16 protein-coding genes are annotated in these 14459 nt (G+C 45.5%); 14 read left to right on the top strand and 2 right to left on the bottom strand.

Annotated features, from left to right (window positions below):
* The first annotated feature begins 13 nt into the window (after positions 1-13).
* From rnr to AABI08_RS04725, 5 genes are all read left to right on the top strand, one after another.
* The gene (rnr, locus tag AABI08_RS04745; RefSeq protein WP_338344030.1) at positions 14-2503 is read left to right on the top strand and encodes a ribonuclease R; all 2490 of its coding nucleotides are present in this window, start codon (positions 14-16) and stop codon (positions 2501-2503) included.
* A gap of 31 nt (positions 2504-2534) precedes the next feature.
* Positions 2535-2999, top strand: coding sequence for an SsrA-binding protein SmpB (gene smpB, locus AABI08_RS04740; protein ID WP_338344031.1), 465 nt, complete (start codon positions 2535-2537; stop codon positions 2997-2999).
* 208 nt (positions 3000-3207) lie between these two features.
* Positions 3208-4764, top strand: coding sequence for a ribonuclease Y (gene rny / locus AABI08_RS04735; RefSeq protein ID WP_338344032.1), 1557 nt, complete (start codon positions 3208-3210; stop codon positions 4762-4764).
* A gap of 131 nt (positions 4765-4895) precedes the next feature.
* Positions 4896-5270: a DUF948 domain-containing protein gene (locus AABI08_RS04730; protein WP_338344033.1), complete on the top strand. Its 375-nt coding sequence runs from the start codon at positions 4896-4898 to the stop codon at positions 5268-5270.
* 13 nt (positions 5271-5283) lie between these two features.
* Positions 5284-5589, top strand: coding sequence for a hypothetical protein (locus tag AABI08_RS04725; RefSeq protein ID WP_338344035.1), 306 nt, complete (start codon positions 5284-5286; stop codon positions 5587-5589).
* Between the two features lie 132 nt (positions 5590-5721).
* Here the strand turns inward: AABI08_RS04725 and rnhC are convergent, their stop codons facing one another.
* Entirely contained in the window at positions 5722-6672 is a 951-nt protein-coding gene (gene rnhC, locus AABI08_RS04720; protein WP_338344036.1) for a ribonuclease HIII, read from the bottom strand.
* A 148-nt stretch (positions 6673-6820) separates the two neighbouring features.
* On the opposite strand from rnhC, the gene AABI08_RS04715 reads away from it, so the two are divergent.
* From AABI08_RS04715 to AABI08_RS04700, 4 genes are all read left to right on the top strand, one after another.
* The gene (locus AABI08_RS04715) at positions 6821-7342 is read left to right on the top strand and encodes a CvpA family protein (RefSeq protein ID WP_338344038.1); all 522 of its coding nucleotides are present in this window, start codon (positions 6821-6823) and stop codon (positions 7340-7342) included.
* A 19-nt stretch (positions 7343-7361) separates the two neighbouring features.
* A complete protein-coding gene (locus AABI08_RS04710) occupies positions 7362-9761 on the top strand; it encodes an endonuclease MutS2 (protein WP_338344039.1) in 2400 nt (799 codons plus the stop codon).
* 146 nt (positions 9762-9907) lie between these two features.
* On the top strand, positions 9908-10255 hold the full coding sequence (locus AABI08_RS04705; protein ID WP_047974319.1) for a hypothetical protein: 348 nt from the start codon (positions 9908-9910) through the stop codon (positions 10253-10255).
* A 15-nt stretch (positions 10256-10270) separates the two neighbouring features.
* Positions 10271-11353, top strand: coding sequence for a metaphase chromosome protein 1 (locus AABI08_RS04700; RefSeq protein WP_338344041.1), 1083 nt, complete (start codon positions 10271-10273; stop codon positions 11351-11353).
* 56 nt (positions 11354-11409) lie between these two features.
* Here AABI08_RS04700 and AABI08_RS04695 read toward each other — a convergent pair whose 3' ends face one another.
* Positions 11410-11739: a hypothetical protein gene (locus AABI08_RS04695; RefSeq protein WP_059393939.1), complete on the bottom strand. Its 330-nt coding sequence runs from the start codon at positions 11737-11739 to the stop codon at positions 11410-11412.
* 281 nt (positions 11740-12020) lie between these two features.
* On the opposite strand from AABI08_RS04695, the gene gmk reads away from it, so the two are divergent.
* Genes gmk through AABI08_RS04670 form a run of 5 tightly spaced genes read left to right on the top strand, consistent with a single transcriptional unit; the run spans position 12021 to position 14240 of the window.
* Positions 12021-12620, top strand: coding sequence for a guanylate kinase (gene gmk / locus AABI08_RS04690; RefSeq protein ID WP_168779101.1), 600 nt, complete (start codon positions 12021-12023; stop codon positions 12618-12620).
* A gap of 11 nt (positions 12621-12631) precedes the next feature.
* Positions 12632-12847: a DNA-directed RNA polymerase subunit omega gene (gene rpoZ, locus AABI08_RS04685; protein ID WP_047974323.1), complete on the top strand. Its 216-nt coding sequence runs from the start codon at positions 12632-12634 to the stop codon at positions 12845-12847.
* Between the two features lies 1 nt (position 12848).
* Complete coding sequence (locus AABI08_RS04680) at positions 12849-13427, top strand: peptidylprolyl isomerase (RefSeq protein WP_338344044.1); 579 nt, start codon at positions 12849-12851, stop codon at positions 13425-13427.
* Positions 13428-13474: 47 nt separating this feature from the next.
* On the top strand, positions 13475-13855 hold the full coding sequence (locus AABI08_RS04675; RefSeq protein ID WP_338344045.1) for a CvfD/Ygs/GSP13 family RNA-binding post-transcriptional regulator: 381 nt from the start codon (positions 13475-13477) through the stop codon (positions 13853-13855).
* Positions 13856-13865: 10 nt separating this feature from the next.
* Entirely contained in the window at positions 13866-14240 is a 375-nt protein-coding gene (locus AABI08_RS04670) for a hypothetical protein (RefSeq protein WP_338344046.1), read from the top strand.
* Positions 14241-14459: the final 219 nt, after the last annotated feature.

The following is a 14459-nucleotide window of genomic DNA, read 5'->3' as shown; positions in this document are numbered from 1 at the left end:
CATTAAGAAAATAATGGAATTAAAACAATTAAAAGAACAAATTGCGGGCTTTTTGAAGGCCAATTCAACCCAGGCTTTTACCGCACAAAATTTGGCTGATGGTCTGCGCATGAATGATGCAACCGGCTATAGACAGGTAGTTGGCGTGTTGGACCAAATGGTCGTTTCTAAGACGGCTAAGCAGGTGGGCGATGCCTATCAATACCAAGCCGTAAGCGGTGAAATTGAAGGGGAATTCAAGGCTAACGATAAGGGCTTTGGCTTTGTTCGCTACGATGAAAACTTACCCGACTACTTTATTGCCCCTGATAATACTGGACAGGCAATGCAAGGGGATACTGTCCGCGTTTCGATGGTGAAGCCGGCACAGTCTGAGGACCGTGGTCCTGAAGGTCGCGTTGAAGAAATTATTGACCATGCCTACCAACGCCTTGTTGGCATTTATACGGCAGGGTCGCAACAAGAAGGGGCCCTGGGCCAAATTCGGTTAAACGATAAGAAGGCCGGTTCTTACCAGGTCTTGGTGCAAAAAGCCAAAGATGGCTTAGACTTGCACGATGGCCAGGTAGTGGTGGCAGAAGTCGACCGCTTTGCCGACCGTGTTCACCCTAAGCAACTCTTAGTTTCCGTGACCCAGATTTTGGGTTATGAAAACGAACCTGGCATGGATATCATGCAAATTGTGGAAAATAAGAAGGTACCGAACCATTTCCCTGATGAAGTTATGGCTGAGGCCGATGCCATTCCAAATGAAGTTTTGGAAGAAGATTATCAGGGCCGTCAGGATATTACTGACCAACCGTTGGTAACGATTGATGGCGCCGATACCAAGGATATTGACGATGCCGTCGTGGTCTGGAAAAAGGATAACGGCAACTATCACCTTGGTGTCCATATTGCGGATGTTTCCCACTATGTGCGTCCTGGTTCAGCCATCGATAAGGAGGCTTACAACCGGGGAACGTCTGTTTATTTGACGGACCGAGTGATTCCAATGTTGCCGCAAAAGTTGTCAAACGGGATTGCTTCCTTGAACCCAGACGTCAACCGCTTGGCTATGTCCGTTGAAATGGAAATTAACCGTGAAGGCCAGGTTGTTAAGCATGAAATTAAGCAATCAGTCATTCGTTCTCATGCACGAATGACCTATACGGCCGTGAACGAAATTTTGGCCGGGGATGATCAGACCCGAGAAGAGTACAGTGGTTTGGCTGACATGTTTGATCAAATGGGTGAGTTACACCAAATTTTGTATCAAAAGCGTGTTCGCCGTGGTGCCATTGAATTCGATACACCAGAAGCCTCGATCGTCGTTGATGAAAATGGGAAGGCGATTGACGTGGTTGTTCGCGAACGAGGAACAGCCGAACGAATGATTGAATCATTTATGTTGGCGGCCAATGAAACTGTGGCGGAACACTATGACCGTCTGAAGGTACCGTTCCTTTATCGAATCCACGAAGTGCCTGATGAAGAACGAGCACAGTCCTTCTTCGAGTTTAGTAAGGCTTTGGGACATCCTGTTAAGGGTGATCCGGCTAAGGTCACGCCGATGATGTTGCAGACCTTGATGGACCAAGTTAAGGATGATCCAGCAGAGCAAATGATTTCAACGATGATGCTGCGAGCAATGAAGCAGGCCAAGTATTCACCAGAACCACTGGGTCACTTTGGTCTGGGTGCTGATTACTATACGCACTACACGTCACCAATTCGTCGTTATCCTGATTTGACGGTCCACCGCTTAATTAAGTGGTATGCCAAGAACGGAACGGGTGCTGAAGCGCAAGAAAAGTATGCCTCTTCACTGGGACAAATCGGAATTGATACCTCAACCCGTGAACGTCGGGCCATCGATACGGAGCGCTTAGTCGACTCGATGAAGAAGGCTGAGTACATGGAAGACAAGGTTGGCATGGAATTTGATGGTGTCGTGAATGCCGCCCTTAAGTTTGGCCTCTTTGTTTCCTTGGAAAACACGGTCGAAGGACTGGTTCATATCTCAAACCTCACGGATGATCACTATGAATACGATGAAAAGCATGCTGCTTTAATTGGCCGGTCAAAGCACCATATTTTCCAAATTGGGCAAAAGGTTAAAATTAAGGTCATTCGTGCCAACAAGGAAGAATCAACGGTTGACTTTGTTCTCTTAAATCCTGAAGAGGCACCAACGACTGATATTCGAGTACCACAACAAAACCAGGGCAAGTTTGGCCGTGACCGTAATGGTCGTGGCAACCGTCGTGGTGGACAAAATAAGGATGCGGGTCATGGAAATGGCTCGAACCAGAAGTCCAACGGTCATGGTTCAAATAACCGTTCCGGTAACCGTCACCATGGCGGACAGGACGGTCAGAAGACGGCTGGTAGCCAACAACGCAATCATGGTGGTAATCGTGGTGCTAGTGGTCATAACTCGAGTCGATCAGCTAAACCAGGCCAGAAAAAGAATGGCTCAAGTAACGGTAAGCACCAATTTAAGGTTAACCATCGAAAGTAAGCAGTTTTAAAACTTGCAGAAGGGAAGCCGGATGGCCAAAAAGAAAATTAAAGACGATCCAGCCCTGGCGCAGAACCGCAAGGCTCGCTTTAACTATGCGATTGAAGAAACCCTGGAAGCAGGAGTTGTGTTGACTGGAACCGAGATTAAATCAGTTCGAGCCGGTCAAATTACGATTGGGGATGGCTTTGTGACGATTAATAACGGACAAGCAATCCTCACCAATGTCCACATTGCGGCCTATGAAAACGGTAATCAATTTAACGTTAATCCTTTGCGCAATCGGGTGTTACTTTTGCACAAGAAGCAAATTGCTCGATTGAGTGGATTGGCGAAAGAACCCGGAGTAACCATTGTACCGTTGAAGGTTTATTTGAAGCGTGGCTTTGCCAAGGTTTTGATTGGTGTTGGCCATGGAAAAAAGCAATACGATAAGCGTCAATCGATTAAAAAGCGCGATCAGGAACGAGATTTAAATCGTCGTTTTAAAAATTAAGCATAACAGGTCTGTTCTTGTGGTATTTAAGAACAGACCTGTTTTCATTAATTGTGCTTTTGTTTTGGTTTTATCGAATTTTTTTAAAATATTTTATTTAAAAAAACAAGAAAAAGACATTTTCTTTTCTAATTGACCCAAAGACTATTTTTGTCTATACTAGGATTGTGAATTGAAAAAAATTCACTGCTGAAAGGAAGAAAATACGATGAGTATGATTATTATTTCAGCATTCTTTGCTTTGATAATCGGCTTGGCTGGTGGCTATTTTGTGAAACAGGTCTTAGATAAGATGCGTTTAAATAGCGCCAAGCAGATTGCAGCAAACATTTTAAAACAAGCAAATGATGAAGCAAAAAGTATCAAACGGGATGCAGAGGTTGACGCGAAGGACTTAGCCCAGAAGTACCGTCATGAAGTGGTTGAATCACTGTCAGGTCGGGAAAAAAAGGTTGAGGCCCAAGAGAGCCGTCTGCAGGACCGGACGGATACTTTGGACCAAAAAGACGCAACTTTGAACCAGCGAGATGCTTCGCTGATTCAAAAAGAGAACCAGGTACAAAGCCAATTAGCAGAAGCCACAAAAAAGGCTGATGCTGCGCAGGCTACTTTGACTGCACAAGAAGAGAAGTTGCAGGAAATTGCGGCATTGACTCGAGATCAGGCCAAGGATCAAATCCTAGCCGAAACGAGTGCCCAGTTAGATCGTGAACGGGCAGCTTTGATTCAAGAGTATGAAATTGATGCCAAAAGCGAAGGCGAAAAGCGGGCAAGGAACGTGGTAGTGGAAGCTATCCAACGTTCAGCCGCTGACACCGTTTCAGATGTCACGGTTTCCGTTGTGAACTTACCTGGTGAGGAGATGAAGGGTCGGATTATTGGTCGTGAAGGCCGCAACATTCGGACGCTTGAGGCATTGACTGGGATTGATTTGATTATCGATGATACACCAGAGTCAGTTGTCTTGTCAGGGTTTGACCCCCTGCGTCGCCAAATTGCTAAAAACGCCTTAGAGGCTTTGATTTCTGATGGACGGATTAACCCGGCTAAGATTGAAGAAGCTGTTGAAAAGGCGCGTCGCCAAATGGATGAAAATATTCGCCAAAAGGGTGAAGAAGCTGTCTTTGAATTAGGCTTGCGCGGCTTGCACCCAGACTTAATCAAGTTAATTGGTCGAATGAATTATCGGACATCATACGGACAAAATGTCTTGCAACACTCAATTGAAGTGGCAAAGATTACCGGTTTGATGGCTGCCGAATTTAAAATGGATGTTGCACAAGCAAAGCGTGCTGGTCTCTTACATGATATTGGTAAGGCTGTTGATGCGGAAGTTGAAGGTTCTCACGTAGAACTTGGCGTTCGCTTAGCTGAAAAGTATCAGGAAAAGCCAGTGGTTGTGAATGCCATTGCCGCCCACCACGGCGATACGGAGGCAATTTCACCACTAGCGGACTTGGTCGCAGCTGCGGATGCTATTTCTGCTGCTCGTCCAGGTGCTCGATCAGAATCGCTTGAGAATTACGTAAAGCGTCTGACTGACCTTGAAAATATTGCGGATGGTTATCAGGGTGTGAAATCAGCCTATGCTATCCAAGCTGGTCGGGAAGTTCGCGTGATTGTTGAACCTTCAAAGGTAACCGACATTCAAGCAACGGTTTTGGCCCATGATATTAAGGCTGAAGTCGAGGAACAACTTGAATATCCAGGCCACGTGAAGGTGACGGTTGTTCGAGAAACCAGAGCAATCGATTACGCGCGTTAACAAAAAGCCCCTTGGGGCTTTTTTAATTTGAGGGACTAAATTGAAGTCTAGGACTGCAATAATGTTTCAAGTCTGCTACAATAAGAGCAAATAACCAGTTCTTTATTGAAACGAGAGGAGAATCTCACTTTATGACTATTGGAGAACTTTCAATTTTAATTTTTGCCTTAGCATTTTTGCTTTTGGTTGTTTTTATCGGCATTTTCTTGTTGCGACTGACACGGTCTGTGACTATTTTAACGACCGATATCGATACCATCGCCCGCTCTTCCAACGAGGTCTTGGCGAACACAAACATGCTGTTGGATGATGTGAACGACAAGATGGCGACGCTGGATGTTACTGTCCAGGCTGCTGCTGATTTATCACAGACAGTTTCAGATTTGAATGGTTCGGTCCGCAAGGCATCCACTAATCTAGCGGGAATGGGGACAATCTCAAAGGCTGGCGCTACATTAGCATTGTCGAAGGTTTTCGGTCTCTTTTCTAAGAAAAATAAAAAATAACGGAGGAATGGCTATGTCAAAAGCAACAAATGGTATTTTTGCCGGTTTCTTGTTTGGCCTTGGTGTCACTGCGGCCTACAAGCTGATGCATGAAGAACAAAAGGATGAACTAAAAGAAAAGGTTCAGGCGAAGGCCGACCAGGCCAAGCAGGCTGCTAATCGCGTTCAAGACAATTTGGCTCCTTATGTTTCGAAAGCCAAGGAAACCTTGGCTGCTAAAAAGGCAGAACTGGCCAATCAAGTGGTTGATCAGGAAGATCAGGACCGCAATGATATTGAAATTAGTGAACACGACTTGTCCTTAAACGATGACAAGTAAAGAAAACCACTAGGCAGGTGATTCTGCTTAGTGGTTTTCTTGTCGATAAAAATTTGGGTTGGGACAGAATCACTTTGTGGTGTCGTTTTGGCCTAAGTGTGCAAAGGGGTCAAAACCGCTCACTAGCATAACCTACCCTCGGGCTAATTTTTCAGCCTTTTTGGTGTTGGCGAAGTGAACCTTGGCAAAGTGGTTCAAGTTTTTTCCTTCTTCGATGAGGCGGCTAGCAACGCGGTCTGCTTCCTTACCAGCGCCGATTGGTAGGTGAATACCGGCTTCTTGGCTCAGTTCGGCCATTGAAATCAGTTCGACGTAGCGGGCGAGAATAGAAGCTGCGGCGACGGCTAGGTGGTAACGCTCGCCCTTGGTGGTGAAGTAGACCTGGTTTTCCACAATTGGCTGCTGGTGGTTCTTTTTTAAATAGCGGAAGTAAGAGTTGGGGGCAACGAATTGGTCGATCAAGAAGCCATCCGGCTTTGCAGGACTGATTTTTCCAAGCACGGTTGCCAAGACGAAATTGTGCGACAGAGCCTTCATCGCCACCACGTTTTGGCCACTTTGCTGTAACTGGTTGTACTTATCCGGCATGAGGTTGACGACGTGATGGGGCAGGCGCTCGATGATTTGAGGGGCCATGGCCTTAATTTTTTCATCGGTCAGTGTCTTTGAATCAGCAATACCGAGGCTCTTGACCCAGGCGTTTTGGTCTTGTGGCACATAGACGGCCGCAGTTGTGAGCGGGCCAAAGTAGGCTCCGGCGCCAACCTCATCTGAACCAATGACGCTCCAATTTTGAAAGCCTGTAGGGAGATTTTGGCCAGGTTGATCCTGCTGGGGTCGTACCTTGACTCTTTTTTCACCCTTCTTGCTAAGGTCTAACTGCTGGTCGGCCCATCGGTTCGCCTCTAGGCTGGCATTTTTGCCTTGGAAGAGGACTTTACCAGAATGGTAAGCTGTGATGGTTGTCTGGTTTGTTTGGGCCTGAAAGAGCGCGCCGGCCGGCGCTGATTCTTTCATGTGACCTGCATAGTAGTCCTGACATTTTTTAATGCTTGCCTTTGACAAGGATAGTACGCTTTGCATTGAAGCCCGCTTTCTTCTTGGTAAATGGGGTAGTAACCACTTAATTATAGCAGTTTTAATGGTATAATTGACCGTATTAAGTATGTGAATTGAGCGCATTTGGTTGGGGGAGAGCCAGATAAAATCGCGACGAAATAGGAGCTTGAAAATGATTCTTTCATTGATTTTTGTTGTTATAATTTTCCTCATGGCCTTGTCCGGTTACCGGGAAGGCTTGGTCCACGTCTTGGCTCGTTTGGCTATTTTTGCTCTAGTTTTTTATATGGCCACGGTTTACTCCAAGCCACTCGCTGATCTCTTTTCCAACTGGGTTTCGGGCCAGTTCTCCCGTCCAGGTGTGCCGGAAGAGGTTTCACGTCAAGGAACTCAGTTCTTATCATCGGGCTTGGCCTTTATGGTCGTGATGGCCTTGGGTTCTTTTGTTGGCCACTATTTATTGCGCCCCATTCGCTTTATCCGCCGTTTGCCAATTTTAGGGGCACTCGACGGCCTACTGGGCGGCATCCTGTATTTGGGGATTGGCGTTGTTTTAAGCTTTGTGGTTTTGCAAGTCTTATCGGTTGTCCCCAACGCCTGGTTACAAATGCAGTTTAGCCAAAGCCCAATTTTAAATCAGTTTTTGAACACCACGCCGGTTTTGTCGAACCAGATTTATCAGTGGTGGCTTTAAGTAATAAGGAACAAATAGAATGAATAAAAAAGTCTTACAGACATTAGAATATGAAAAGGTCAAAGACCAGCTATACCCCTTTATTCAGACCGAACAGGGGCAAGTTCTAGTTGATCACCTACAACCGTCTTCTGATTTTGACCAAGTGTCAGCCTGGCTGCAAGAAACTAACGAGGCCGTCTTGATTGACCGAATCAAAGGTGGCATGCTGTTGCCGGCCTTGGTGGATATTAAAGATCAGATTCGTCGATTGGAAATCCAAGCAAGTCTTAATGGAACGGAAATTGTTAGTTTGGCCCAGGTGTTAACTGCTACCGCCGCCATTGCTCATTTCTTTGAAAATATTCAAGATGATGACCTGGCTGGTTCGGTTGACCGTCTGGCTGCTAAAGCGGCCGGCTTGGTGCTTTTGCCCGAATTAACGGCTCAAGTTGACAAGGCTATCGATGAGACGGGGCAAGTATTGGATAGTGCCTCATCGGCGCTGGCGAGCCTGAGGCGGCGAATGACGGGGCATGAGAATGCTATCCGACAGAAGCTGCAAGGGTACACTCGGGGGAAATCAGCCCAGTATCTCTCAGAACCGATTGTCACCAAGCGGTCTGACCGTTATGTTTTGCCGGTGAAGGCCGAATATCGGCACCAAATTCCGGGAGTCGTCCATGACCAAAGCCAAAGTGGTCAGACTTACTACATTGAGCCGCAGGTGGTGGTTGAATTAGCCAATGAATGGTCAGAATTAAATGTTTTGGCTCGAGCTGAGGAAAATCGGATTTTAGCCGAACTCTCGGCTGAATTGGCCCTTCATAGTGAAGACTTGGTCACTAATGCTTTGATTTTGGGACAATTAGACTTTGCTAACGCTAAAGCACGGTTAGCAAAAAGCCAAAATGCTCAGGCACCCGCTTTGTCAACCAACCAGTCGGTTGTCTTAAACCAGGCCTGGCACCCGTTGATTGGTGAAAAGAAGGCCGTTAAAAACGATATTAGTCTTGGTGTTGATTACCAAACGTTGATTATTACCGGACCGAACACCGGTGGAAAAACCATTACCATCAAGACGTTGGGTCTCTTGCAGCTTTTGGCTCAATCGGGACTCTTTATTACCACCGGTCGCCCTTCGACGGTAGCGGTCTTTGACCAGATTTTTGCTGATATTGGGGATGAACAGTCGATTGAACAGAACTTATCCACGTTCTCCTCGCATATGGCCAACATTAAGCAAATTTTGCAACAGACCAATGATCAGTCCCTGGTCATCTTTGATGAATTGGGGGCTGGAACGGATCCCCAAGAAGGGGCCGCGTTGGCCATGGCGATTTTGGATCGAACCCGCTCTTTGCAGGCCAAAACCATTGCTACGACCCATTATCCAGAATTAAAGCTTTACGGTTATGACCGTCCAGAAACGGAAAATGCCTCCATGGTCTTTGACGTGGAGACGCTCAAACCGACTTACCAGCTCTTAATCGGTGTACCAGGACAGTCGAATGCCTTAGCCATCGCCAAGCGCTTAGGTTTTGACGATGAGTTGTTGGCGGACGCCCAATCATTGGTGAACCCAGAGGACCAAAATCTGAATAAGATGATTCAGGATTTGGTTGACCAGCGCCAGTTGGCCAAGGGTGAACGAGCTGATTTGGCAAAAAAGACCGCTCAAATTCAAAGTGAACAATCGCTTTTGGAAGAAAAGACGTTAAAACTGGAGCAAAATCAGGCTAAGGTCATGATGGATGCCAAGAAGGAAGCCAACCACTTGGTTGCGAAGACCAAAAAAGAGGCTGACCAGTTAATTGCGGCTATCCGCAAGGAACGCTTGGCCGGCGGTCAAAAGGCTGGCTTGTCCGAGCAGGATTTGCAAAAGCAAAAGCAGGCCATCTCTTCCTTGCATCAAAGTGACCACTTAGAGAAAAACAAGATTCTTCAGAAGGCTAAGAAGGCCAAGGTGCTTGCTCCTGGGGATGATGTGGTGGTTCAATCTTATAACCAGCAGGGAACTTTGGTGAAAAAGCATAAGAACGGTCAGTGGGAAGTCCAATTAGGTATCTTAAAGATGCTGGTTGACGAAGACGATCTGACGAAGACTGAGGCAACTGCTAAGGCCCAAAAGGAAAAGCAGAAGCAACACCGACAAAAGGTTGCTAAGACGGCCCACAGCGATTCAGCAACTGGCCGCGTCCAGGCAAAGCTTGACCTCCGTGGTGTTCGCTACGAGGCGGCTATCACTGATTTGGACCGGTACCTGGATACGGTGGTCTTGGCCAACCTATCTTCCGTGGAGATTATTCACGGAAAGGGAACCGGGGCATTGCGCAAGGGTGTGACTGATTTTCTGCGGTCCGACCGCCGAGTCAAGGACTTCCATTTTGCTTCCGCCAATGCTGGCGGGGATGGTGCCACAATCGTGACTTTGCGCTAAAGCCTGATTTGGTCAAGGTTAAAAAATCAGCCTTGCTGTAGTCCAATAAATCCCGTCCTTATTTATAAAAGGCGGGCTTAGTCCTGACGCTAGTAACGCATTTAATCCGCCACCAATTACCAGAAACAACGAGAAGGGAAGACAACATGTCTGATAAGTACCCAGCCGGAGAATTTTTATCCGCACTATTTTTATACGCACGCGATTTTAACTATAATCACTTGGTCTTTGAAGCCAACCGCTTTAAAGTATCCGTGAACTTAGTTCGTCGCTCCAATACCTATGGAAATGCGGAGCTCTTTTATGCCTCCGCGGACCCAAAGAGTTTTGCACCCGTGATGTCGGCCATTAACCAGGCCATCGAGGTAGCAGAGCTTGAAGGTGACTTGCAGGCTAAGGTGCAAACACCAAACTTAGAGCGTAAGGAACAGATTTTCCAATTTAAGCTGCGTGAGTTTGGTCATGGACGTTACCAACTCGATTTGTCAATTTAAAGTAGGAGGCCCATTGTGAAACAAGGAAAGTCCGCACAAATTAAAGCATTTAAGCACCAAAATACAAAGCACAAGTTTCGTGAAAGTAAGAAATTAGCGCCATTTGATTACAATGAATTTGCTGGTTTCTTGCGAGCACGGTTCTTTTTGACCAAGAATAATGCTTACCAACCAGCAGTCTTTGAGGCGGCTTCATTCTTCTTGGATGACTTGATTGCTACCATGGTGCAGCAAAATTTCTCTGCCTTTACGAGTGATGAACGGGTGATTGTTAACTTAAACGAGGCGATGCAAGCCACTTTGGTTCAATCAACGGATCGCGATTGGCGCTACTTTGTCTTACTGACGCCTGTTTTGTATGATATCCAAGCCTTTTTGGCTAAGGAAGGGCAGGTTTCACCACGTTATGGCGTGCAAACCACTAAGTTTGATCCAAACTTCTGGAAAATGATTATGCGTACAGTCATGGCAGTTAACTATTTCCGCTTCCAAGGCCAAGATGTTGCCAAGTTGATGAGTGAGTCATCAGCCATCGATGACTTGCAATTTAAATTCTTAAAGCAAAACGGGGACGCCGATGACTTCGACTTGGAAACGATTCAAGAAGTCTTCCGTGGCTTAACCGTTACCTTGCCTGATTTAAAAAATGCCGATGCAAAGCCTTTGACGCCTGCTCTAACGGCAGACCAACAGGAAGAAGAAATTGCCTTTGGGAAGCGAATGGTGGAAACCTTCCAAAAGACATCGACGGCCGGAGTGGTGTCAGACCAGGAAATGGCGCTTTTGCAAGCCTTACATCAGGGATTGGCTGAAAAGTTCCAGGCTGATCACCACCAATGGACGGCTAGCTTGATTGCCACCTTTGTCAAAGAAGACCTTTTTGACTATTGGCAGCCAGTTTTTGACTCATTGGATGGCTTAGGGGGCGAGATTACCCGCTATTTGCAATTCTTAGCAAGTAAGAAGGCCGTGACGGACTTTAAGAAGATGGAAGCTGGTTTAACTGGCGTCGACCATTATCTGGACGTTACTGCCTTAAACAAGCTCTTAGGACAGTTAACGGTTGCTGACGTTGAAGAACTTGTCAAAGAAAAGTAAAGATAAAAAAATGCCTGCTGGTCTTCAATGAAAACCAACAGGCATTTTTAGCAGAATTATGAAAATGAGATGTGGCGCAAGAGGTCTGGCATCAATTGATGAATTTGCTTCGTCTTTTGATCCTGAATCAACAATGCGCCGGCTGGCGTCTGAGATAAGACGCCATGGAAGTCCTGGATTTGTTCTTGGTCAAAGCCATAGTTCATTTGGACATCTACTGGTTCTTGAAGATTAATGGCCAACTCTAAACGAGTAATGAGTTCTTGGCTATTTTGCTGCTGCTTCAATGGGACGACAGCAAAGTGTTCGCGTAAGCGGGCAAAAACATGCTTGCCTTGCTTAATGATTTGATTGTAATAAGTCCGGCTATCAAGATTGACTTGCATGAGACCGCCTCCTCTTTCACTGTTGACTTTAGTATACGAACAAATGTTTGGTATTGCAAGTGTTTTTCATGGTTAAATTTTTATTAAGAACCAGTTTAAGGCTGATTTAAAGGCATTTTGGTCTTTGTTCCCCTCAGGCGAACAGACTTTCTAAAATGTCTCTAAGAAGGTTAGAATTAGGTCGACAAAGCTTTGGTCACTGGAGCCCATCATTGAATAATGAGAAAAATTCTGGTAAAATACAAACATTAAAGTAGATTTTGATGTTAAAGAGGAAGAGCATGACACAACGTGGTTTGTTAATCGTCCTTTCAGGCCCATCTGGTGTCGGAAAAGGAACAGTTCGTAAGGCAATCTTTGAAGATGACGGTGTTGATTTCCGTTACTCCATTTCAGCAACAACTCGTAAGCCACGAGTTGGTGAAGTGGACGGCCAGGATTACTTCTTTGTTTCCCGTGAGGAATTTGAGGAAAAGATTCAGGCAGGTGACATGTTGGAATATGCCGAATACGTCGGTAATTACTACGGAACGCCACGTTCTTTCATTGATGAAACTTTAGCTTCCGGTAAGGATGTTTTCTTGGAAATTGATGTCCAAGGGGCCTTGCAAGTGAAGACAAAAATGCCAGAAGGGGTTTATATTTTCTTGACCCCACCTGACATCAAAAATCTCCGTACTCGTTTAGAGGGTCGGGGAACTGATTCGCCTGAAGTCATCGACCAACGTGTTGAAGCAGCTAAGGACGAATTGAAGAAGATGATCAATTATAATTATGCCGTCGAGAATGATATCGTCGAGTTAGCCGTTGACCGAATTAAGGCAATTATTACTGCTGAACGTTTGAAGGTTAGCCGCGTATTTGATCAAATTGCGGACTAAAGGAGTAGCACATGTTATTGTATCCATCAGTAGATAAGTTGTTAGAGCGAGTTGATTCACGGTATAAGTTGATTGCCTTAGCTTCAAAGCGCGCCCGCGAATTGGATGCCGGGATGCCAGCAACGAAGGTTAAGTTTGATTCCAACAAATCAGTTGGGCAAGCTTTAGAAGAAATTGAGGCGGGGGATGTTGTCATTAACCCTGTTGTTCAGGACGAAGGGGAATAAGATGGCTGATTTTCCACAGTTAGATTTGGCGGCAAAAGAAGCACAAGCCACTTTGCAAACCAACTATGGTGATATTGACTTGATTTTCTTTGAAGATGAAGCACCGAAGGCAGTCGAAAACTTTTTGACACACGCCAAGGAAGGTTACTACGATGGCGTTATCTTTCATCGAGTGATTCCTGATTTTATGATTCAAGGGGGAGACCCTGAAGGATCTGGTCGCGGTGGTGAAAGTATCTGGGGTAAGCCTTTTGAGGACGAATTCTCGGATGATTTGTTTAACCTCCGTGGTGCCTTGTCAATGGCTAATGCTGGACCAAAAACGAATGGATCACAGTTTTTCATTGTTCAGGCGAGTCATTTTCCTAAGCAAATGAAGGCAGCCCTTAAGGGATTGCCAGAAGAAATTCAAACTGCCTACCAAGAAAATGGGGGAACCCCATGGTTGGATGGCAAGCACACTGTCTTTGGTCAAGTTGTGGCTGGGATGGATGTTGTCGATAAGATTGCTAAGGCAAAAGCAGACTATGCTGACCGCCCAATCGATGATATTATCATTGAAAAAGTCGTCCTTCACTAAAAGTGTTGGGCGCTTTTTGCTATAATGAGGACAGTAGGAGAAAAAAGATGCCTTATAAAATTGGACAGCTGGTGACAGGAACAGTCACTGGTATTCAGCCCTATGGTGGCTTTATTAAATTAGACGAGCAAACCCAAGGTTTGGTTCATATTTCGGAGTTCAAATCAGGAATTGTCAAGGATTTGAATGGCGAATTGAAAGTTGGTGACCAGGTACAAGTGATTGTGCTCGATATTGACCAGTACACTGGTAAGATTTCACTTTCTCTTCGTCAGGTAGGCATCATGCCACTCAAGGACACGCCGATTATTAAGAACAACAGCGTGAAACGACATTTCTGGACGAATTATCACTTGGACTATGGTTTTGAACCAATTGCGTTAGCCTTGCCAGGTTGGATTGAGGAAGCAAAGGAAAGAATTAGCTGAGGAGTACTATATGACAATGGTAGCAGCGACGGTTATTGCATATGACCACGATATTCCCTATTTTTTAGTACATCAAAAGGACTCTGGTGATCATTTTTGGGCAGTGAAAGTTCACCATCATGAAGAAAAAACCTCTTTGGGGACAATTCTGTCTGCTTTTCAAAAGATTGGTGTGACTAATTTTGATGATTGGCGCTTAGGTGAATTGGCCACTGCAGTTGAAGATGAGGGGCATGCTGAGTCGCTATACTCCTTTCATGTGACTGATTACCACGCGTTACAGAAACAGTTACCGAAGGAATTAGTCTTTAAGAGCGGGGATGATATTCGTGGATTACTAACAACAATTCAGCCATCAACTTTTACGTCCTTTGATGCAAGTTAATATTGATTGATGATTTAATGGCTAATAGAAATAATATTCGGATTTTATCTGATAATAAAAGGGCGGGAGAAAGTATCTTTCGCCCTTTTAGAATCTCTTTAAAAAACATTGAAAAACTATTGACGAGTAGGAGGGTAGGCGCTATACTAGTTATTGTTCGTTACGAAGCAAACGTGCTTCTAGCGAGGCGCTGGTTATCTTTGGTAGCCGGCAGTTGAT

The organism is Fructobacillus evanidus (assembly GCF_963580165.1).
GTDB classification, from domain to species: Bacteria; Bacillota; Bacilli; order Lactobacillales; family Lactobacillaceae; genus Fructobacillus; species Fructobacillus evanidus.
This window is presented reverse-complemented; position numbering and strand designations above follow the sequence as displayed.